This window comes from Nonomuraea sp. NPDC050202 (assembly GCF_040656115.1).
In the GTDB taxonomy this organism is placed as follows: domain Bacteria; phylum Actinomycetota; class Actinomycetes; order Streptosporangiales; family Streptosporangiaceae; genus Nonomuraea.
In genome coordinates this window covers 89,724-109,842 of the sequence record NZ_JBFALF010000032.1, presented here as the reverse complement: position 1 = coordinate 109,842, position 20,119 = coordinate 89,724, and the positions used below count along the sequence as shown (strand labels likewise).

Genomic DNA, 20,119 nt, shown 5'->3' with positions numbered 1-20,119 from the left:
AGTGATCCGGAGATCGACAAGGTGATCTCCGATTCCAAGGACCCGTCCCCACACCCGTGGGGTAACTCGACACCAGTGTGACCAGGCCGAAGCGTCGGCTGACCGCCACACCCTACACAGCAGTCCAGCGAGTTCCAGGCCATGATCCATTGGGAACGCATTGGGAACGATCAACCGTAGTCGGCCAGTGTCGGCCGTAGACAGCCGGACACAAGCGAGAGGCCCGTCACCGCGTTTCCGCTGGTGACGGGCCTCTTCCCGCTGGTGTGGCAGGTGCAAGGTTCGAACTTGCGTAGGCTGAGCCGACGGTTTTACAGTCCCGTCGCAACACTGCTCTGACCTGCAGATATAGGCATGACTGTCTCAACTTGGCCGCGTATTGGCCGTAACTCAGATTCCCGACAACACTAGGAGACTGACATCCATGGGGCCAGGATCCCTGTCTGAGCGGCCCAGCACTGTCCGAGGCATCCAACTGCAGCAACCTAGTTGCGGGTCTCCCTCAACTTTGCCGGTTGGCTGAACCCATCAACTGGAGGTCGATCTCGTCGCTGTGGTCAGCGTGGGGACTTGACTACCGCACCGGGTGAGGGTGGTTCACCAGTCCGCGGGCCTCCATTCCTGATCGCGGGGCGGTCGCGTGGTCATTAGATCGGTGCTGGCCGGGCGTACAAGCGGGCCTGGGCGGTGTGATTCGCCGGGCCAGGACCAGTGCTTAGAGCTTCACAGGTGCAGGCGGTGGTCATGCACCAGTCGCCGGCCACGGCGAACGCATGCAGACGCAGGCGCTTGGGCTTGGCCGGAGAGCCACTCGACGCTTTCCAGCAACCCGCGGCCTCCCACACCCAGGCTAAATGCCACGCTTGTGTGCCCGACGTCGGCAACCTATCGGTACAGCCAGCACATGCTCACGGCGATCACCAGACATGTTGCAGTGCGGCCATATGACAGCTGCTGCAAACCGCGGAAGCAGCGCCTCCGCAGACACAGCCATCGATAGCATGATTCGATGCCATATGTCACTGCGTAGCACATCCAACACGCAGGGTGGCAATCAGAAACTGTCGGAGCACTCACCTAGTGTGAGGCCATGAACCTCGGAGAGCGCCATGTCTTCTTCGAAGCGCAACCAGCCCTATCAGGGATTGACAACCCTGAAGACACTCATCGTCGGGCTGAGCATGCTAATTGTCGGCGTGCTCCTCCTAGTACTCGTGGCCTGGGAGTTTGATTTCTGGAGAAAGGCGTCCTGGCTCAGAGCGGTCATAGAAGATCTCGGCAGTTTGCTGCTCGTCTCCGTGGCCCTAGGAGCGATATGGGAGCTGATAGGAAAGCGTTCGTTCGCTCGAGAAGTGCTAGAAGCTGCCGGGACATCAGTCGATATATCCTCGGCTGGCCTTCGAAGCATAGGTACGAGTTGGCCAGATGACGCAGACTGGGCCCGGCTCTTCAACGGCGTGCGGGAGCTCGATATCTTTGTAGCTTATGCGCGCGCATGGCGCTCGCTGCATCTTCAGAGACTACAGGAGGTAGCCCGGCGCAAGGGCGCAAGAATTCGCGTCTTTCTTCCCGATCCAACAGACACATTGACAACAAGCGTCCTAGCGGAAAGATTTGGCGTAACGCCTGCGAAGTTGATTGAGAGAATCACAGAAACGAAGAGCGATTTTGAAGATCTTCGAGTTAAAGGTGGAGCCACGATTGAAGTCTATTACTGGGCAGGTGACCGCGTATTTAGCTTGTACCGATTCGACCACACGGCAGTTATCACTCTATACAAGCATCGGAAAGCCAAGGTGCCAGATGTTCCTACAATCGTCTGCGAATCAGGAGCACTATTTGACTTTGCCACTAAGGAGATGAGCGATGTGCATTCACGGAGCCGCCCCGCCTAGCTATGGAGACAGTATGCATAAAGCGACTGACGTGGTGTACGAGGACCTGAGCGAACAGCTGGTCACCCGATTCCTGTCTGTCCCACGGGTAGCCTGGGACATAGAAACTTCTGGGCTCAACCCACGTATTGACCGCATTGGCACTGTACAACTATATGCGCCGGAGGCTGGAACCATAATAATCCAGATCAGCGACCGCCGACCCGACCATCTGATCACATTGCTTAGCGACTCACAAACATTAAAGGTCTTTCATCATGCAATGTTTGATCTTCGCTTCATGTTCGCCAAGTGGGGAGCTATCTCCCAAAAAGTCACCTGCACGAAAATTGCATCAAAAATCCTGCAGCCAGATCGACAAGCGCCCTTCCATAGCTTGCAGCATCTCTTGCTGGAATACCTAAACATCGAGATCAGCAAGGAATTCCAACTAAGCAACTGGTTCGCCAAAGAGCTGTCGCGCGAGCAAATCAACTATGCACGAAACGACGTACAGTTTCTACTGCCCCTCCTAGATGCCCTACAGGAGAAGCTAGAGTCCGAAGGCCTGAGCGCCCTTTTTAGTGCATGTACAGACTTTATCCCGGCTCGTGTCCAACTGGAGCTCGGCCGATGGCAAGACGTTTTCACATATTGATCAATCGACGCCTTACAAAGGAAGCTTTACTCATTCAGAGGCGCTTGTAGACCTTCATAGTATTCTAGATAAGCAGCCGCCGAACGCAAGCGCTCGACATCCTCCTTGAAGTGCCCGAGACCGAGATTACAAATACGACACAGTAGCGCTCTAACTTGGCCCGTCGAATGCGAGTGGTCCACGCAATAGGTTCGCTCGCTTACATCTGGATCGAAAATCGTGCCACATATAGCACATGAGAAGCCTTGCCGAATCAACATGCCCTCGACATCCTCTGGCGTCATTCCGTAGAGAGTCCGAAGCCAGCGTGCTCGCTCTTTCTGCGCAAAGCACTTACGACAGACTCGGGCTTCCCCATTGAAGTACCAGCCGTATTCTTCGTAAGAATGGCCGTTTACACACTCCGGCGTTTCTTCCCAGCTTTTACGACGCCGCCAAGTATGGCTAGCATCGTAACCCTTCTTCCGCCGATATGACTCAGACTGACACTGCCGACAGATGCGGCGGCCCTTCGGGTCAATATGTAGCGTCTCGATCGTCCAGTCATGACCGTTGGCGCAGCGTTCTAGATAATCTTCGCGTTGCCGGCTGCCCTTATACTGTCCCGCCTCACTTAAAGGTGTACGACCTTCACGAGGAAGGGAAACTTCAAGATGCTTCGGGGATACGCATAGCTTATTACCGCAGGTCTGGCGAACTTGCTGGCCTTTACGTAGTTCCCCGACTTGATTCTCATACATCCATCGATGGATTCTGACCTGCTTCTGCTTTCCTTTCTCCCTCCATGTCTCGGGATCAGTGATTTGGGGGTATCCTTCCTTGCCGCAATTCCCTGTCCATATGAGGCAGTCCCCTACCTTGCGACAGTGTGCTCGCACAAAGCTAAGACTGATTTTTTCAACGGGCTCACGCTTGTATTCGGTCGTTCCGTAACGTGCTTTTCTCCGATAGCACGGTTGGCACAGCCCTCGACGTAACGGCTTGTACTCCTTGCCGCAGGATGAACATGCCTTGGCATCTTTGATCGGTATATGGCTTGCACGATCCATCCAGCGATACTAACCGTCGGGTAATTGGTTTGCCTGCAAAAAGCGTCACATTCATATGACATCTTCTGCAGTCCTCACCTCTACCAGAGCCGGTCGATATGGCCAGCGCTCAGGCTACGGAGCCCTCTCAGGAGTTAGCTGCGGCATCGATACGCACAATCCGCAGAATGGACGTACCGAGGCGTCCTAGCAGGTCAGCAGGCTTCCCGGTGTCAGCCGGGTAATCAGGACAGCCGGTCAGCAGATTGCCGCGCTTTTCCGCAGAACCGTAACCCGTCGAGGCTCACTCGCTGGCCGGCGCGTCCTCGACAACCAACTCCACGCAATCCCCGCGCAGAACTCTGCGGTGTTTCCGCGGCCCCGGGACAACCTCAAAGACTGGCACACCCTCCGGCATGCCGCCGAACTGGCTGGTACGGCGCGGGACTGCAACATCGTCTATATGCCGAGCAGGGTGAAGTGCTCCTGATGTATCCAATCCCGATCCAGCCGCACTCCGCTCTCCGACTCGATGACGGCGAGACAGACAGCGTGGCGATAGCGGGCATGTTGATCATCATCGTCGAGGTCGTAAGCGAGGAACAGGTCGGCGTAGGGAGCCATTGGTCCCAGCCCGGTGGCCCAGACCTCGCGCGGCTCGTAGGGGCTCCAGCCTCCGATGACCTTGCCGTCGGCCCACAACAGCATCGTGAAGTCGGCGTTGCCGTCCCAGTTGACCACCCAGACCCGGGCTCCGGCGCTGAGCGGCTCCATCAGCTCCGGCAGCAGGCCGGCGTAGCCTCCGATCTGGAGGATCGCGACGCAGTTCGCCACCTGGTCGAGCGACAGGGCCGTGTCGCCGTACAGGGCCAACTCGGCCGCGTCCAGCGTTCGCATCCGGCGCAGGTCCCCGGGGCGGCCGCCGAGCCTGGTCGCGGCCTCCTCCACGGTCAGCGTTCCGGTCAGGGGCTGGACCACGATCCAGCAGACATCGTCGGGCAGGGTGGTCTCGGCGATCTCGGTGTAAAGAGCGATCAGTTCCGCCATCATGGTCTCTCCCGTGTGACGCGCCGGGCGCCCGGAATCGCGGGCGCCCGGCGACTGTGCAGCTATTGGATGGGAGGCGCCTGAGGCACCTTCGGATCCACCCGGAACGAGTCGTATTCAGTCTTCCTCGTGTCCCCGTCCACCCCGAGGACCCGGTTCAGCTCGTAGAACGTCCGGAGCTGAAGCCCGTCATTGCCGTTGTTCCGCCAATAGGCGGGGCGGATCGAGAATGCGCGCTTTCCTGGTTGGTTCTGCCCCTCGCCCGAGGTCCAGGCGCCCTGGATCGTGGACTCGAAGGGGAACTCGTCGTCCGCTGGCGTAGCCAGGTTCCGCCGCTCCTCTGAAGTAGGCATGTGCGCGATAGCCCGAGCCCTCTCGGTTATGGTGCGGTTTCCCGTGGGTAGCTCAGCGGCCATCTTCGGTTCCCGACTGCGAACTCACGCTCCATGCCGCGAGCGCTGGCCGTGATGTCGTGGTGGATCGCAGCCGCGACCTACCTACACAGAGATCCGCGTGCAGGGTGCTATGACAACTGCTCCACGAGGGGGCTTCTAGAACAAGCAGGCAGGAGATGAGCGGTGAGTTAATCGATGGGCCATATGGCTGAAAGAGGAGGTCATCAGCGGTCACGCGGTGACGTCGACTCCTCATGAGATCCCAAGTTGCACTTGCGCCATTGCGCGCCAGTCCCAAAGCGTCTCCGGGCCGTCCTGGTTGACGATGTGGATGCTACGAATGGTGACGTCACGCTCGGGGAGTTGCTTGCCGAGCGCAGAAATGATGGGAGCCGCCGGACCATCAGCGCTGCTGTACGCCACGGTGACGTGCGGTACCCACGCGGTATGAGCTAGAGCACCATCATGGCCGGTGGCCGCTCGTGTGGCGAACTTCGCCGCTTCGAGCAGTGGGCGAAGACGGTCCGCCGGGCGCGCCTCCAGGACCACCGCCTCAGGGTGGTAGAGCACGCGTCCAAGCGTGACGGTGATGGGTGCGACCCGCGCGAGTTGAGCCGTGGCCTCCTCTGCCATCACGTTCACCTGGTGATCGGTGATCTCGTGCGAGTAGCCGGCGACCAACGTGGTGAGGTGGATGAACTCCTGCGGCACCAGATCGAGGCCAGGCAGGCCAGCCAGGCGGTCGTGAGCCTCTTGGACAATGGCCCGCGCGTCAGGGTCCTCCCCCAGGAGGACGTGCCAGTAGAGCTGGCCCTGACCTGGCGGCAGCATGAGCGCTCGTCGCTTCTCCCAGCGGTTCGCCATGCGCGTCGGTAGCGGGCTCACGCATCCTCCTCGACAGGGGCGGGCAGAGCCCGAGCGGAGTTGAACGTCTTGATCTGCTCGCGCAGCGTGGTCACCATATCCGAGCCGCGGAACCGTGGGGCGGCCAATCGTGCATCCATCCGCACCAGGTAGTTGGTGATCGTGGACAGCCGGTGTTCGGGCGGCAGGGTCAGGGCGGGTGTCACCTGCTCGGCGGCGCCGTCCAGGTCCTCCATCATCACGTACGCGATGCCAGCGCCGAAGCGGACCTGTGCCCAGGTACCGGCCACCCAGGGAGCACCGTTGGCCCATGCGTCGTCGGCCGCCGCTGCCGCGCGCAGCGCCGCAGCATGGTCGCTCGCCTGGAGCGCCACCGACAGGGCGTACAGTGCCCGCCTTGGCTCTGGGCATGACCAGGGCGTCACGCCGGAGTCGCCGGCCACGGAACCGGCTGCCTCGTCCGCTCGGTGAAGTGCTTCCCTGGCTCGGTCGAAGTCGCCGAGCAGGCTTGCGGCGTTCGCTTCCTGGCTGGCCAGGAGTACCCGCAGGGGTGTGGGCGGGCTGCATTCGTAGCCGCGTCGGGCCGCGTCGGCAGAGACCGCGTATCGGCATCGCCACCGCTCGGTCTTGGCCTGGGCGCTCAACGCCGCCGCCTCGCACGCGCCGGCCTCTTGGGCGGACAGGAGGGCTACTCGGCCGTGGACAATGGCCGATTCGTCGTCGTACAGGTCGCCCAGCAGGATGCAGGCGTGGGCGAGGAGTTCGGCGTCGATCTGGAACAGCTCGCGCGTCTGGTGGAGCCGCTGCTTGCCGCCCCGCAAGAGCTCCAGCACTCGACGGTGCAGGCGCAGCACGTCGGCGAGCAGCGGCGCGGGCGCGGTCTGGGTGTGACGCTGCGTCAGGTGGTAGCGGGTTTCGTCGATCATGGCGATCGTGCTGTCGCCGACGTTGGTCTGTTCGATCCAGGCCGTGTGCTCGATCAGGTCGCCGCTCGTCGGCAGCGTGCTCACCAGCTCGCCGTCACGGTCGAAGAGAACGGCCTCGTCCATGCCGAACACGCGGCAGTACAGCAGGGGGTAGGGATCCTTCGGACGGCTGTTGCCTGCCTCGTGATCTTTGATCCTGCGGACCACCGACTCGAACTCGGGCAAGGCGATCTCCTCGCCCGCAGCCTGAAACAGATGTCTGGCCAGTTGCTTCTGTGACCAGCCGCGCTGACGTCGCTCATCGCGAATGCGCTCGGCCCACCGGGGAGTTCTGGGCTGTTCCAGCATGCCGTCGCACCTCACCACCGAGTTGGGGGACACGGTCGCCGCCCCCAGTGTCCCCCAACCGCATCTGTCTACGCGTCGTTACTCAGCGTTGTGATGGATTCGTGTACTGGGACACGAATCACCTAGACGCCAACACCAAATCGGGGCTCGACGAACTCTTGCGTGCCACGGCTCAGAGCGTTCGCCAAGCCTCCGCACTGGCGGCGCTCATGCAGGACCTGCGGGACCGACAGCTCGCCGTACTGTGCGGCACCTACCCGGCTTGGGACATCGCCCTTGATCGCGATTTCACGGAGAGGCTGTGGTGGACCGCCGTGCCGCGTCGGCCTCTGACAGTCGAGTTGGTGGCAGAAGGGGTCATGCGCATCGTCCACTGTGAGGACGCGATTGCTCTCGCGACAGCCCTGGCCTGGCAATCGACTCTGATCAGCAACGTCGAGAACCGTGCACGATCTCCACATGTCCGTCCGGCTCGTCGACTGCAGAGGCGGCCGGCATGACGTCGACGCTTGAGCAGGCATGTGATCTCGATCTGCGCGGTGCGTTCAGGCGCTTCTACGTCTGGCGTGACGCCGCAGGTCTCTGGCGTGCGAGGCCGCTGCCCAAGCTGACGGCCGGCGAAGTCGCCTATGGGGTCCTGCCGGAATTGGTCGCCGACTCGCTCCTGCAGCTCGCCTACAGGTGCACGTGGCAGCGGAGCCGTCGCAAGGTCTACCGGTACGTGAGGAAGTACGGCGCGGGGGAACTGGAGCATGACCCAGCCTCCTGACGAGCCGATACCTGAGTGGGAGCCGTACCTGCGTCCTCCGAAGGACCGCATCCGGATCACAGAGACCTCATGTTGTGGCGCCTACGAGTGGGCCTGCCAAGGCGGGCAGTTCCTCACCCTCCGGCGGACCCCTACAGGCCAGTACGAGGAGACGGCCAGAGGGCTGTACCGGCATGCACGGCCGGTCTGGCAGGCGTTGCTCATCCTTCACGAGGACGAGCACAAGCGGAAGGCGCGGGCTCGGGTCGCCGCTCGCCCTAAGCAGCGTGGCCGGGCGCTACCCGGGAACCCCGCTGCATGAAGCGGCATCGCGGCGACCCGCGACTCCTCTTCGAGACGGAAGCTGATCCAATCCGCGGCGTTGCGCGGCATTGTGCGAGCCCGCCCCGTCCGCGATGCCCAGCGAGGGGTTGTGGGCTTGAACGTCGACATGGAGCGTTCTGCGGATTATGCGGCGCGTCCGACAAGATCGACGCCTGTCCACCAGCGCGAACAAGCTGGTTCCGTACGGCGTCCCTTCGCCGCGCGTAGGGAAAGACCAAGGGGAGACATGGTCCGCGAAGCTTCGCCAGTGGCCATGTCCCCCGCCCTACTCTAGAGACACTGTGCCTCGGCGAGGGAGCGCGATGAGCAAGGCAAAGGACGCCCGTATCTACGTCCGAATTGCAGACGACCTCCGCAATCGCATCGTCCAGGGTGATCTGCCAGCCGGTGCCATGCTTCCCTCCGAAGCCACTCTTGCCAGTACGTACCGCGTGGCGAGAGGGACCGTCCGCCAGGCGGTCGCCGAACTGGAGCGCTCAGGGCTCGTGGCCAGCGAGGCCGGACGCGGCCGGCGAGTGAGGAGCGAAGACCCCGCCTCCCCGCGTGCAGCAACGACACAGTACGAGTCGATTGCCGAGACGCTCCGAGAGCGCATCGAGAACGGCGAGCTAGTGCCTGGCCAGCAGTTGCCCGGAGAGGCCGCAACAGCGGAGGAGTTCGGGGTGTCGAAGGGCACGGCTCGCCAGGCGCTACAACTCCTGGCCGGCGAGCGACTCATCGCGGCCATCCACGGCAAGGGCTGGTTCGTCGGCGGCCCCGAGCACGCGCGAACGCGAGCCGACGCGGTCGCCGCCGAGTTCCGGCAGGACATCTCCACAGGCAAGCTCGCTGTGGGATCCGTCCTGCCTGGAGAGAACACACTCGCCCAGGAACGCGGCGTCGGCCGCATCACCATCAGGCGCGCCTTCGCGCTGCTGGAAGCGGAAGGAGTCATCGAGAAAAGGCCCGGCATGGGCCGCGTCGTCAAATCACGAGCCGAAGGTGACACGTGACCGTATCTCAGACGCCCTCGCTCCCCTTCACCACCACTGAAGCGCTGGCGACCCTGCGCGAGACCTGCGAGGCCGCAGGACTGGCCAGCCAGGACGCCCGCCTGATCCGCCTCGGCGAGAACGCTCTGTTCGCACTCCCCGCCGAGCAAGTGGTCGTCAGGATCGCACGCAGCGTCGAGGTACTGGACGACGTACACAAGGAAGTAGCCGTCTCGGCCTGGCTGAACGAGTCGGGGATACCCGCATCGAGAACGACGGCGCACGACCAACCACTCATCATCAGAGGCCATCCGGTGACGATCTGGCACCTCATCCCCGACAGCGGCTCGCCCCCGACCCTCGACGACCTGGCCGGCGTCCTGCGCGAGCTCCACGGCCTGGCCGTTCCCTCCGACCTGAGGCTGCCGGCGATGGACATCCTCAGCCGCGTCTCCGAACGCATCAACGCGGCGTCCGTCCTCACTGATGAGGATCGAGACTTCCTGCTGACACGGCGGCGCGAGCTGCAAAGCGCGTACGACGAGCTGGCCTTCCCTCTCACACCGTGCGCAGTCCATGGTGACGCGCACAACGAGAATCTCATCAGAACCGTCGGCGGAAGGATCCTGCTCATCGACTTCGAGCGCTTCGCGTTCGGCCCACCAGAGACGGATCTCGCTGTCACGGCCATCGAGCACACCGTCGGCTGGGGAACTCGAACCGAATATGACCGGTTCGCTCAGCGGTACGGATTCGACGTTCTGGCCTGGGAAGGTTACCCCGTGCTCAGAGACATCAATGAGCTAAAAATGACGACGTGGCTCATGCAGAATGTCGACGAAGACGCGGCCATAGCCCGGGAGTTCCGCAATCGCATGAACTCGCTACGGAATCCTGACGCACCTCGCCGCTGGCATGCTTTCTAAGCTCGATGTCCCGGGCCGGGAGATGACCGCCCTGTAGGAGCGCGGCACTGGTCCACCTACTCGAAAATCAAGGTCGGCATCTGCGGCTCTCCGGGCTGAACGTGCCGCAGATTGTGACGGCTGTCAGTCGCAGGGATGGAATGACCTCTCCAGCAGCCTCAACTCTCGCCGCTCAAGATCACCGATAGGGTGCACCAGAAGCAAAAGGAGCCCCTGACGTGTCACCTTCAGCCCCGTTAGCCTGGATGGCGGCCCTCGCGGCTGCGGCCTACCCCACCTGGGACACCTGGAAGAACTGGTACGACTGGTCCTCCCTGTTCACGGCCGCCGTCATGTCGGAGGAGTACTACCCGAAGGAGCACTACGGGGGCTTCTCCGAGGGCGTCGTGCGCTGTGTACGTCCATACGACGCGATCGACCACTCGCCGTTCCTACCGCTGCGCGACGACCTCGCCACACTCACCGAACTCGCGACGACCTGGGCCGTGCCCGTGCTGGTCGTGCTGGTCGCCATGATGCGGCGGCATTCGGCGACGGCAGGACCGCGTGCTGCCTGGGTGCTGGTGCTGATCGCGCTCGCTCGGCCGCTCTCGGCCGACTACCAGGGGGACGACATCTGCTCGGGCTCAATGCCCATGTTCACCCTGGACTGGTTCGAGGCTCTGTCCGGCGGCTGGGGACTCTGGGAGTTGTGGCTGCTGGCGGCTGCGCTGCTGGTGCTGCTCGCATCGGACTCCCCGGCGCCGCCGATCTCTGGGCGGCGCGCGCTGACGACCGTCATGGATGCCCTGGTGGTGTACGGGCTGGTGGCCCTCGCCCCTCTCCTCACCGGGGACGAATCCCTACGCGTCGGCCTGCTGCACCAACTCCAGTTCGACGGCCTCCGCGATGCCCCTGCTCGGCTGCTGGTGCTCGTGCTGCCCCTCAGCTACCTCCTGTGGAGATACGGTCGGCCGCCTCGCCACGGGTACGACAGCTAATCGCTCTATGGCGAATACTTCCGGGCGACGACGGCGTTGAACTCCGCCACCCGGCCATCGCCCGCGTACGCGTTCAGGTCCGCTTGCAGGTCTCGGATGTACCGGAGATAGCGCTCTGACTTGAGCGGCCCGGCGAGGTCGATGGCCTCCAGCGCGACGGCCGCGCCCTGCGACGGTTCGCCCGCGTGCACATAGCTCGCCGCCTGGACCAAGCGGTCGAAGGCCAGGGTCCGCACGTACATCGGGTCACAGAGCCCCACCGCCTGGCCGACGAACTCCATCGCTTGGGACGGCTTCCGAAGGTCGCGGTAGCAATGCGCGCCCTCGCTGGCCAACTCGGCGGCATCGAAGTACCCGACCCACGAGGGGTCATCGTCCACATTGCGCTTGGCGAACCATTTCTCCGCCTCAAGCAGGGCTCGCGCGCATGCGGCCTCATCGCCGTTCCCGGCGTGCGCGCGGGCCTCCATGGCGAAGAACAGGGCCATGGGCGTCGCGGTGGACGCGTTACGGCAGCCCTCCTGCGCCGCACGCGCGAGTTGAATGGCCTGGTCGTAGCGGCCCAGGTAATTGGCCTGATGGCTCATGTCGGCCAGGATCAGGCCACCCAGCATGCGATCTCCGGACACCTGAGCAAGGCGCAGCCCTTGCAGGAAATAGCGCTGCGCGAGCCCGTGCCTGCCGAGGTCGTACGCCGTCCACGCGACCAGCTCCGTGATTTCGGCCGCCGCCGCATACAACGCCCGCCCTACCGACTCCTCGAATTTCCCATCGAGCATGGGAACGACTTCTCGGTTGTAATACTGGACGAGCGCGGAGCGCGCATGTCCACCCCCGAACTGAAAACCCATGTTCGCAAATAGCTCGGTGGTTGCGCGAATGGTCTGCACATCCCACGGGCCGACGGACGGCCGCGCGTGTTCCCGCACCGGCACCGGCTCCGGCCGCGACAGCAGCCATGCGATGAGGGACTCGTTCCAGGCGTCCGGCACGACCACCGACTGAAGCGCCACCGGATCGTCTGCGAGGTCGCGCCGCGTCAGGCCCAGCAGGCGACTCCCCACGTCGGAGATGCCGCCGCCATGAGCCAGCGTGCGTTCCAGCGTCTCCGGAGTCACGACGCTCGCGAACCCGACATCGTCCAGCGTGAAGGTGACCCCCGCCTTCCTGCTGAGCGCCTCGGCGATGAAGCGCGCGGTAGCCGGCCGCGGCTTCACCCCGTCGAGCCAGCGTTTGACGTCCACGTGCGTACAACTCAGAGTTACGCCTTCTTCTTGCGCAATCTGTCGCACTCGTGAAGCAAGTCCCGAATTAGAACAATCAGCACGCCGCATGGCGTTAGCAAGCCCCACATTGGGCATTCGAGACATCTTCACCTCCGCATGTGCACGCCTCGGCAATCATGGCGCGAACACGGCCTTATGCGCCCGCTTTCCCGAGAAATACCGGCCCGCGTTTCTCCTGGTCAGAGCTTGAATCACCCCCAAAAAGCACCCCCTGCGCATTCAGTCCCGATCATGGGCACGGTGTTGCCGTAGGGCTCGGCGCGGAAGGCTTAAGTCAGCAAGAGCGGCCGAGCCGGGCACCGCGGGACTCCAACACGAACCGTCCCTTGGGCTTGACTCTCCGTAGCTATACATGTTCTATGTCTCTTAGTACCTGCTCGCAGGTCAGAACCAAGAGGGCTCAACATGCTCGTCCGTCCGCGCAAGGTGCTCCCGACCGTCATCACGATCTGCCTCGGCCTCTACGCCCTGAAGGACCCGGAGGGCGCGGCGACCGTGGTCAAGGCGGCGGCGCACCTGGTCATGAGCGCTTCCGAGTCGCTCGCCCGGTTCATCCAGACCGTCAGCAACTGATCACCCAGGAAAGAGACCCGACAGTGGCTCACAACCCGAACCGCCCGCTTCACCCGGCGCGCATGTCGCTCGCCGACCTCGAAAACGTCTGGCAGAGCGGCGACCCGACGCCGCTCCCCGAGTGCACCTACGACCCGGAACTGCACACCGGCCCGCGACTCACGATCGAGAGCACCGAGGAGCGCGCCGCCCGCGAGGCCGTGGCGCGCGAAGTGTGCCTCACCTGCCCCGCCCTGCAGCTCTGCGAGCTGTACGCGCGGCAGGCCCGCCCGACCTCGGGCATCTGGGCCGGCCGTACTCCCGCCGAGCTCATGACCCACACCACCGCACTGGAAGACATGGAGGTGGCCTGACATGGCACGCCGCACCCGTACCCGCTTCTGGGACCCGTCCGGCCGCCGGTACGGCATCCCGACCTACCCGAGGAAGAAGATCCCGCCGCACCTGCGCACGCTGCGCCAGCTCGCCGCCGAGGGGCTCCGGCCGGGCGGCCAGGGACCGCAGGCACAGGTCCTGTGGTGTTCACGCGTTCCCGGCCCGCCCCGAGTTCGCGCCGCCTACCTCTACGACGTGCGCCTGGCCCTGCCGAAGCGTGCCCCTGGCCAGCGAACTCGGACGACCGCGCCGAAGGGCCGTACGTGCCCCGAGTGCCTGACCGAGGCCATAGACCGCCGTCTCGGCGTATGCCCGGACTGCGCGGAGGAGGCGGCAGCATGACCGGCCCCGCCGCTGACCGCGTACCGACGAAGGAAGGACACGCGATGACCACGACCACCCCGCACCCGCTGACCGAAGGCGAGCGCACCGCGATAACCACGACCGCAGCCGTCACCGGAGCGCTCGGACTGCTGGGGTTCGTCAACAGCTTCGAGCGTGTCGCCACCGCGGCTGAGCCGTCGTTCGGATGGTTTGCCTGGACCGTTCCACTAGGTATCGATCTCGGCATCGCCGTTTTCTCCGCTCTGGACATCGTCCTGGCTCGGCTCGGCATGCGACTGGGTTGGCTGCGGGTCATCCCGTGGGCGCTGACCGCCGCGACGGTCTACCTCAACGTGGCCGCCTACCTCAGCGCACCGGGGCAGACCGACTGGTTCGCCGTCGTCGCCCACGCCCTGCTGCCGCTGCTGTGGGTGATCGCCATCGAGGTGGGCGCCCACGTCGTACGCAAGCACGCCGACCTGGCCAGGCCGGACCACATGGACGGCATCCGCCGCTCCCGCTGGCTGCTCGCCCCGCTGGCCACGGTATGCCTGTGGCGCCGCATGGTGCTCTGGGAAATCCGCAGCTATCCCGAGGCACTCGGGCAGGAGCGCGAACGCATCCTCGCCAAGACGGAGCTGCAGGACCGGTACGGCCGGCTGTGGCGCTGGAAGGCCACCAGGCGGGAGCGGGCCCTGTACCGCCTCGGCGAACTCTCGCCCAAGCACCTGGAGCAGCCGCCGGCCGAGCCGGTACGGGCCGCCCTGCCACCCGCACCACCGAAGCACCGCACGCCCAAGCGGCGCGCTCGATCGACACCAGCGCCGAACGTAGGAGACCTCATGTCCTTGGGACGGCACATCGCCGCCAACCTGACCGCACAGGGCGAACCCCTGACTCGTGACCGCCTCCGCGACGCCATCCGCAACACCGGCCGGAGCATCTCGACGGACCGCGCGGGCGCGCTCCTGGCCCGACTCAAGGCGGAAGGCCCGGCAGCCGTACCGGAAGGAGAAGCCGCCTGATGACCCTCACCATCACCGACACGCACATGGCCTCGGACGGCTGCCCGAACGTGGACGAACTCCGCGCCGGCGGATGGACGGTCACCGGCTATCCCGGACGGCTGTTCGACCGCAACCAAGCCATCACGGCCATGCTGCTCGCCGAGCTGCTGGCCCTGACCCTGCCCGCCGGACGCGACGCGCTCCTCGCCGCCTGCTGGCGGACCGAACTCGACATCACCGAAGCGGACGGACCGCACGCGCCGACCGCTTACGACCGACCGGACGAGGTGCGGTCCGACCTCACCTCGACCCTGACCGCTAACTGGGACGCGGCCTCATCCGCCAAGACAACGACCGCGCCCCAGAACTCCACCGCCCACCAGGCAGCAGAGGTTCCTTCATCATGACGCAGCCATCGGACCATCCCAACCACGACCCGAAGGACGACGACGTACCCGATCGGCCCGGCCAGCAGGACGACAAGGGCGCGGACATCGTCGACCTCAACGCCGCGCGGTCCGGCCGCAACGCCGACCGGTCCCGGCCCGAGCCGCCCGTCATCGAGGGCGAGGTGCTGCGGGTGGACCAGCCCGGTCCGGCCCGTACGGACTGGCGGGCCAGCCTGGAGCGCAAGGCGACCACCCGGCAGCCGCTCATCCCGCTGTGGCTACGCTCCCGCGCCGAGGCCATCGAGACCCTGAGGTGGGCCGGCCTCCATTACGCGCACGTGGCCGGCTACCAGCTCCTCCGCACGCCGGTCTACGCCGGACGGCTCGCCGCCTGTGCTCCGCGCGGCCTGGTCCGCCTGGTGAGCGGCCTCGTGCGGTGGACGTTCGACCTGGAGGGCGAGCCCGCACGCATGGCCGCCGTCCGCAAATCCGACTACGAGGGGTACCTGAAGCTGAGCAGGCAACGAGACATTCGTGTCCGACTGCGTGTCTGGATCACCGGCACGATCCTGGTCACGCTGCTGGTCCTGGCCATCGTCACGGTCAACCAGCCCACGGCCGCCCAATGGGGGCTGCTCTCCGTGGCCCTGGCGCTGCTGGGCATCCTCGGCAAGCCCGCCGACCGACCGCTGATCAACCGCGCCGTCATGGCGTCCGAGGTGGAGAAGCTCACCAGCGACATCGTGATCCGCGCCCTTAGCGTGCTCGGCATCGCCGGCATCACGCAGGCTCTGTCCAAGAACCCGAAGGACGCCATCCGGTTCGTCGCCCCGATCACCCGCGACGGCCCCGGCTGGCGCGCCGACATCGACCTGCCGTACGGCGTCACCGTCGCGGACGTGATGGACAAGCGCGACCGCATGGCCAGCGCGCTACGCCGCCCGCTGGGCTGCATCTGGCCCGAGGGCGACTCCTCCATTCACGAGGGACGACTGATCCTGTGGGTCGGGGACAAGGACCTGTCCAAGACCATCGTGCGATCCCCGCTCAAGCAGGCCAGCTCGCACGACGTGTTCAAGGGCATCCCGTTCGGCAACGACCCGCGCGGACGCCTGGTCACGGTGCCGCTGATCCAGCACAACGTGCTGATCGGCTCCCAGCCCGGCCAGGGCAAGACCTCGTCCATCCGCGAGCTGGCCGCCGGAATCGTGCTCGATCCCACGGTGGAGGCGTGGTTCCACGAGTTGAAGGGCACCGGCGACCTGGACCCGTACGACAAGGTCTGCCACCGCTACGTCTCCGGCATCGAGGACGAGGCCATCGCCTACGCCGCCGACTCCCTGACCCTGCTGCGCAAGGAGGTCATGCGCCGCTCGGCCGCGCTCAAGGCCCTGCCCGCGGACTTGTGCCCGGACAAGCGCGTCACCCGTACCATCGCCGACAAGCGCTCACTGGGCCTGCATCCGCTGGTCTGCATCATCGACGAGTGCCAGAACCTGTTCGCCCACGCCGAGTACGGCGACAAGGCCGGCGATGACGCCGAGTTCATCATCAAGCTCGGCCGCGCCCTGGGAGTCGTCCTGATCCTGGCCACCCAGCGCCCAGACCGCGACAGCTTGCCCACCGGCATCTCCGCGAACGTCTCCATCCGGTTCTGCTTGCGGGTGGCCGGCCAGTTGGAGAACGACATGATCCTCGGCACCTCGGCGTACAAGAACGGGATCCGCGCCACGGTGTTCGTCCCGGAAAAGGACGCGGGAACGGGCTACCTGGTCGGCGCGACCCCGATGCCCAAGGTGGTCAAAGCCGCCTACCTCAACACCCCGGAAACCCAGCTCATCGCCGACCGCGCGTACGCCCTGCGCAAGGCGCGCGGAACGCTCAGCGGCCATGCCCTCGGTGAGACACCCGAGCAGGCCGCGCCGAGCTTCGACCTGCTGGCCGACATCCTCGCCGTGGTCCCGCCGTCCGAGGCCAAGGTCTGGAACGAAACCGTCGTGGATCGCCTGGCCGAGCTGCGGCCCGACATCTACGGTGCGTGGGCGGCGCTGGAGGGCGGCGCGAAGACGGCCCAGCTCACCACGGCGCTCAAGCCGTACGGGGTCCGCACCATGCAGGTGTGGGGCACGCCGGAGAGCGGCGGCAAGGGCGCCAATCGCATCGGCATCGCGCGCGACGACATCACCACCGCCATCACTCACCGCGACAAGGGCAAGGCGTCGTAGCTCTGCCGATCGCCTCTAGGCCTAGAGGCGTGCCCCTCTAGGTCTAGAGGCTCCCCTAGAGCCCGAAACCCTGTTCTACCTGGGCTCTAGCACCTAGAGCCCCACCTGCGCCAACCCCGGAAACGGCCCTGGAGGCCCTCATGTCCACCGTCATCGCCCTTCTAGCCACCTGCCTACCCTTCGTCACTCTCAGCTACATCATCGTGTGCCTCGCGTCGCCTTGGGGCCGCTGCACCCGATGCCGCCCCGGCCGCAAGAGCCGCACCTGTCGCGCCTGCAACGGCACCGGCAAGCGGCCCCGCCTCGGCTGGCAGCTCTACGTCTACGCCCGCCGCCTATACCGCGACGGCAGCCACTGATGACCGCTCAGGAGACCCGCATGCGCGACCTCACCCGCTACGCCCTGGCCGCAGCCGCCCGCGGCTGGCACGTCTTCCCGCTCGCCCCGTACGACAAGCGCCCACTGCCCGGCTTCACCGCCTGGGAGGCCCACGCCACCACCGACACGGCACTCATCCGCCACATGTGGGCGCGCGGCCCGTACAACATCGGCATCGCCTGCGGCCCGTCCAACCTGGTCGTCCTCGACCTCGACGTGCCCAAGCCCGACGAGCACCCGCCCGCCGCTTGGGCCCGGCCCGGCATCAGCGACGGCGCGGACGTCCTGGCCTCGCTCTGCGAGGAGGCCGACCAGCCGCTCCCGCTGGAGACCTTCATGGTCCGCACCCGACGCGGCGGCACCCACCTGTACTACACCGCGCCCGCCGACCTCGACCTGCGCAACACCGCAGGCAAGCTCGGCTGGAAGATCGACACCCGAGCCCGCGGCGGCTACGTCGTCGCCCCCGGCAGCACCGTCACGCTGCCGGACGGCACAGGCTCCTACGACGTCCTGCACGATCCGGCCCCGGCCGCACTCCCGCCCTGGCTGGCCGCCCACCTCACTGCTCCACCACCGGCGTCCACCACCTCGGCCGCAGCGGTACTGATCGCCTGCGGCGGAGACCGAGCAGTCGGCTACGCCCTGGCCGCGCTCCGCGGGGAGATCGAACGCGTCCTGGACGCCGTCCCCGGCACCCGCAACGACACGCTCAACCTGGCCGCCTTCGCCCTGGGCCAGCTCATCGCGGCCGACCTACTCCCGCGCGCCCTCGCCGAGGCGTGCCTGCTCAACGCCGCCGAGGCCACCGGCCTCGACTTCCGCGAGGCGTTCACCACAATCCGCTCCGGACTCGACAGCGGACTACGCCGACCCCGGAGGACAGCCGCTTGACCACCACCGCCGAGGCCATCCTGAACAACCTCAACGCCGCTCAACAGCTCACCGACCTGCACAATGCACCCGCACAGTGGGAGACACCGGCGCCGCTCGGCCAGCGCGGCGAACTCCCGTCCTTCCCGGTCCACGCCCTCCCGGCCTGGGTCGCCGACCAGGTCAGCGCCGTCGCCGAGGAGACACAGACGCCGACCGACCTGGCGGGCTGCGTCGCCCTGGCCGCCCTGTCCACCGCCGCAGGCGGACGCGCCGTCGTCAACGTGCGCGGCTCCTGGATCGAACCGGTGAACCTGTTCGTCCTGGTCGCGATGCCGCCCGGCTCCCGCAAGTCCGCCGTCTTCCGCGCCATGACCACTCCGCTCCTGCACGCCGAGAGCGTCCTGCTCAACCGCATCGGCCCGCAGATCACCGAAGCCGAGGTAGCTCGTCGCCTGGCCGAGGACCTCGCCGAGAAAGCCGCCCGAGCCGCCAGCTCAGCACACGGCGAAGCCGCCGCCGAGGCCATCGCCGAGGCCCAGAGCGCGGCCCTGGCCGTCGAGGACATCAAGGTCCCGGTCAAGCCCAGGCTTCTGGCCGACGATGTCACCCCGGAAACCGCCTCCACCATCCTCGTGGAGCAGGGCGGACGCCTGGCCGTCCTGTCCGCCGAGGGCGGCATCTTCGCCACCCTCGCCGGCCGCTACTCCGGCACGCCCAACCTCGACCTGTTCCTCAAAGGCCATGCCGGAGACCCGCTCATCATTGACCGCCGAGGCCGCAGCGAACGTGTGGACCAAGCCGTCCTGACGATGGGCTTGGCTGTCCAGCCGGAGATCGTCTCCGACATCGCCACCATGCCCGGCTTCCGCGGCAAGGGCCTGCTCGGCCGCATCCTCTACAGCCTGCCGAAATCCAACGTCGGCTACCGCAACGTCGACGCGCCCACCGTCCCGGAGCACATCGCCGCCCGCTACGACGCCAACCTGCAACGCCTGACCATCGACATGCACGACTGGCACGACCCTGCCCGCCTCGTCCTCGCACCCGACGCCGCCGACATCTTCACCGAACACCGCCGCACCACCGAACGCCGCCTCCGCCCGGACTCCGGCGACCTCGGCCACATCACCGACTGGGCAGGCAAGTTCGACGGCGCGGTCATGCGCATCGCCGGCCTCATCCACCTGGCAGGCCGCGTCGAAGACGGCTGGCGCCACCCGATCAGCGCCGACACCGTCACCGCCGCCATCACCATCGGCCAGTACTTCGTCGCCCACGCCCTGGCCACCTTCGACGCCATGGGCGCCGACCCCGACGTCGAAGCGGCCCGCGTCGTCCACGCCTGGCTGCATCGCACCGCCACGACTCGCTTCACCGTCCGCGAAGCCTTCACCGCCCTACCGCGCAACCGCTTCCGCAAGGTCGCCGAGCTGGAGCCCGCCCTCGACCTGCTCGAACAACTCGGCTGGATCCGACGCGAACCCGAACCACCCCGCACCGGCCCCGGCCGCCGCCCCTCACCCGCCTACGCCGTCCACCCGACCCTTCACCAGCACACCGCCTGAGCAAGGAACC

At 65.7% G+C, this 20,119-nt stretch carries 21 protein-coding genes; 16 read left to right on the top strand and 5 right to left on the bottom strand.

Annotation, left to right across the window (positions count from 1 at the left end; translation table 11 throughout):
* Positions 1-1,109: 1,109 nt before the first annotated feature.
* On the top strand, positions 1,110-1,895 hold the full coding sequence (locus AB0I79_RS48170; protein ID WP_357888731.1) for a hypothetical protein: 786 nt from the start codon (positions 1,110-1,112) through the stop codon (positions 1,893-1,895).
* Between the two features lie 13 nt (positions 1,896-1,908).
* Positions 1,909-2,532: a ribonuclease D gene (locus AB0I79_RS48165; RefSeq protein ID WP_357888729.1), complete on the top strand. Its 624-nt coding sequence runs from the start codon at positions 1,909-1,911 to the stop codon at positions 2,530-2,532.
* Between the two features lie 26 nt (positions 2,533-2,558).
* Here AB0I79_RS48165 and AB0I79_RS48160 read toward each other — a convergent pair whose 3' ends face one another.
* From AB0I79_RS48160 to AB0I79_RS48145, 4 genes are all read right to left on the bottom strand, one after another.
* Positions 2,559-3,272, bottom strand: coding sequence for an endonuclease VII domain-containing protein (locus AB0I79_RS48160; RefSeq protein ID WP_357888767.1), 714 nt, complete (start codon positions 3,270-3,272; stop codon positions 2,559-2,561).
* A gap of 747 nt (positions 3,273-4,019) precedes the next feature.
* Complete coding sequence (locus AB0I79_RS48155; RefSeq protein WP_357888727.1) at positions 4,020-4,610, bottom strand: DUF6461 domain-containing protein; 591 nt, start codon at positions 4,608-4,610, stop codon at positions 4,020-4,022.
* A gap of 644 nt (positions 4,611-5,254) precedes the next feature.
* Positions 5,255-5,887: a 2'-5' RNA ligase family protein gene (locus tag AB0I79_RS48150; protein ID WP_357888725.1), complete on the bottom strand. Its 633-nt coding sequence runs from the start codon at positions 5,885-5,887 to the stop codon at positions 5,255-5,257.
* Complete coding sequence (locus AB0I79_RS48145) at positions 5,884-7,140, bottom strand: hypothetical protein (protein ID WP_357888723.1); 1,257 nt, start codon at positions 7,138-7,140, stop codon at positions 5,884-5,886. Before AB0I79_RS48145 ends, AB0I79_RS48150 begins: the two co-directional genes overlap by 4 nt.
* Before the next feature lie 101 nt (positions 7,141-7,241).
* On the opposite strand from AB0I79_RS48145, the gene AB0I79_RS48140 reads away from it, so the two are divergent.
* The 5 genes from AB0I79_RS48140 (at position 7,242) to AB0I79_RS48120 (ending at position 11,110) form a co-directional block, all read left to right on the top strand.
* Positions 7,242-7,640 (top strand): hypothetical protein, encoded by a 399-nt coding sequence (locus AB0I79_RS48140; protein WP_357888721.1) that lies wholly within the window; start codon positions 7,242-7,244, stop codon positions 7,638-7,640.
* Positions 7,637-7,909 (top strand): hypothetical protein, encoded by a 273-nt coding sequence (locus AB0I79_RS48135; RefSeq protein ID WP_357888718.1) that lies wholly within the window; start codon positions 7,637-7,639, stop codon positions 7,907-7,909. The genes AB0I79_RS48140 and AB0I79_RS48135 overlap by 4 nt, the downstream gene beginning before the upstream one ends.
* 626 nt (positions 7,910-8,535) lie before the next feature.
* Positions 8,536-9,225, top strand: coding sequence for a GntR family transcriptional regulator (locus AB0I79_RS48130; protein WP_357888715.1), 690 nt, complete (start codon positions 8,536-8,538; stop codon positions 9,223-9,225).
* Complete coding sequence (locus AB0I79_RS48125; RefSeq protein ID WP_357888712.1) at positions 9,222-10,130, top strand: aminoglycoside phosphotransferase family protein; 909 nt, start codon at positions 9,222-9,224, stop codon at positions 10,128-10,130. The genes AB0I79_RS48130 and AB0I79_RS48125 overlap by 4 nt, the downstream gene beginning before the upstream one ends.
* A 218-nt stretch (positions 10,131-10,348) precedes the next feature.
* Positions 10,349-11,110 (top strand): hypothetical protein, encoded by a 762-nt coding sequence (locus AB0I79_RS48120; RefSeq protein ID WP_357888709.1) that lies wholly within the window; start codon positions 10,349-10,351, stop codon positions 11,108-11,110.
* Positions 11,111-11,115: 5 nt separating this feature from the next.
* On the opposite strand, the gene AB0I79_RS48115 is transcribed toward AB0I79_RS48120, so the two are convergent.
* Positions 11,116-12,354, bottom strand: coding sequence for a hypothetical protein (locus AB0I79_RS48115; protein WP_357888706.1), 1,239 nt, complete (start codon positions 12,352-12,354; stop codon positions 11,116-11,118).
* A gap of 447 nt (positions 12,355-12,801) precedes the next feature.
* Between AB0I79_RS48115 and AB0I79_RS48110 the strand changes: the two genes are divergently transcribed.
* The 9 genes from AB0I79_RS48110 to AB0I79_RS48070 all read left to right on the top strand — a co-directional run bounded on the left by AB0I79_RS48110 (position 12,802) and on the right by AB0I79_RS48070 (position 20,109).
* Complete coding sequence (locus AB0I79_RS48110) at positions 12,802-12,969, top strand: hypothetical protein (protein ID WP_319708988.1); 168 nt, start codon at positions 12,802-12,804, stop codon at positions 12,967-12,969.
* 23 nt (positions 12,970-12,992) lie between these two features.
* Positions 12,993-13,322, top strand: a complete 330-nt coding sequence (locus AB0I79_RS48105) for a WhiB family transcriptional regulator (RefSeq protein WP_357888703.1) — start codon at positions 12,993-12,995, stop codon at positions 13,320-13,322.
* Between the two features lies 1 nt (position 13,323).
* Positions 13,324-13,686 carry an RRQRL motif-containing zinc-binding protein gene (locus AB0I79_RS48100; RefSeq protein ID WP_357888700.1) on the top strand — a complete coding sequence of 121 codons (363 nt, stop codon included), beginning with the start codon at positions 13,324-13,326 and terminating at the stop codon, positions 13,684-13,686.
* A 44-nt stretch (positions 13,687-13,730) separates the two neighbouring features.
* Positions 13,731-14,693, top strand: coding sequence for a DUF2637 domain-containing protein (locus tag AB0I79_RS48095; RefSeq protein WP_357888698.1), 963 nt, complete (start codon positions 13,731-13,733; stop codon positions 14,691-14,693).
* Positions 14,693-15,082, top strand: a complete 390-nt coding sequence (locus AB0I79_RS48090; RefSeq protein ID WP_357888695.1) for a hypothetical protein — start codon at positions 14,693-14,695, stop codon at positions 15,080-15,082. The genes AB0I79_RS48095 and AB0I79_RS48090 overlap by 1 nt, the downstream gene beginning before the upstream one ends.
* The gene (locus AB0I79_RS48085; RefSeq protein ID WP_357888692.1) at positions 15,079-17,289 is read left to right on the top strand and encodes a cell division protein FtsK; all 2,211 of its coding nucleotides are present in this window, start codon (positions 15,079-15,081) and stop codon (positions 17,287-17,289) included. The genes AB0I79_RS48090 and AB0I79_RS48085 overlap by 4 nt, the downstream gene beginning before the upstream one ends.
* Before the next feature lie 140 nt (positions 17,290-17,429).
* The gene (locus AB0I79_RS48080) at positions 17,430-17,648 is read left to right on the top strand and encodes a hypothetical protein (RefSeq protein WP_357888689.1); all 219 of its coding nucleotides are present in this window, start codon (positions 17,430-17,432) and stop codon (positions 17,646-17,648) included.
* Between the two features lie 20 nt (positions 17,649-17,668).
* A complete protein-coding gene (locus AB0I79_RS48075; RefSeq protein ID WP_357888687.1) occupies positions 17,669-18,562 on the top strand; it encodes a bifunctional DNA primase/polymerase in 894 nt (297 codons plus the stop codon).
* Positions 18,559-20,109, top strand: coding sequence for a YfjI family protein (locus AB0I79_RS48070; protein WP_357888684.1), 1,551 nt, complete (start codon positions 18,559-18,561; stop codon positions 20,107-20,109). Before AB0I79_RS48075 ends, AB0I79_RS48070 begins: the two co-directional genes overlap by 4 nt.
* Positions 20,110-20,119 lie beyond the last annotated feature (10 nt).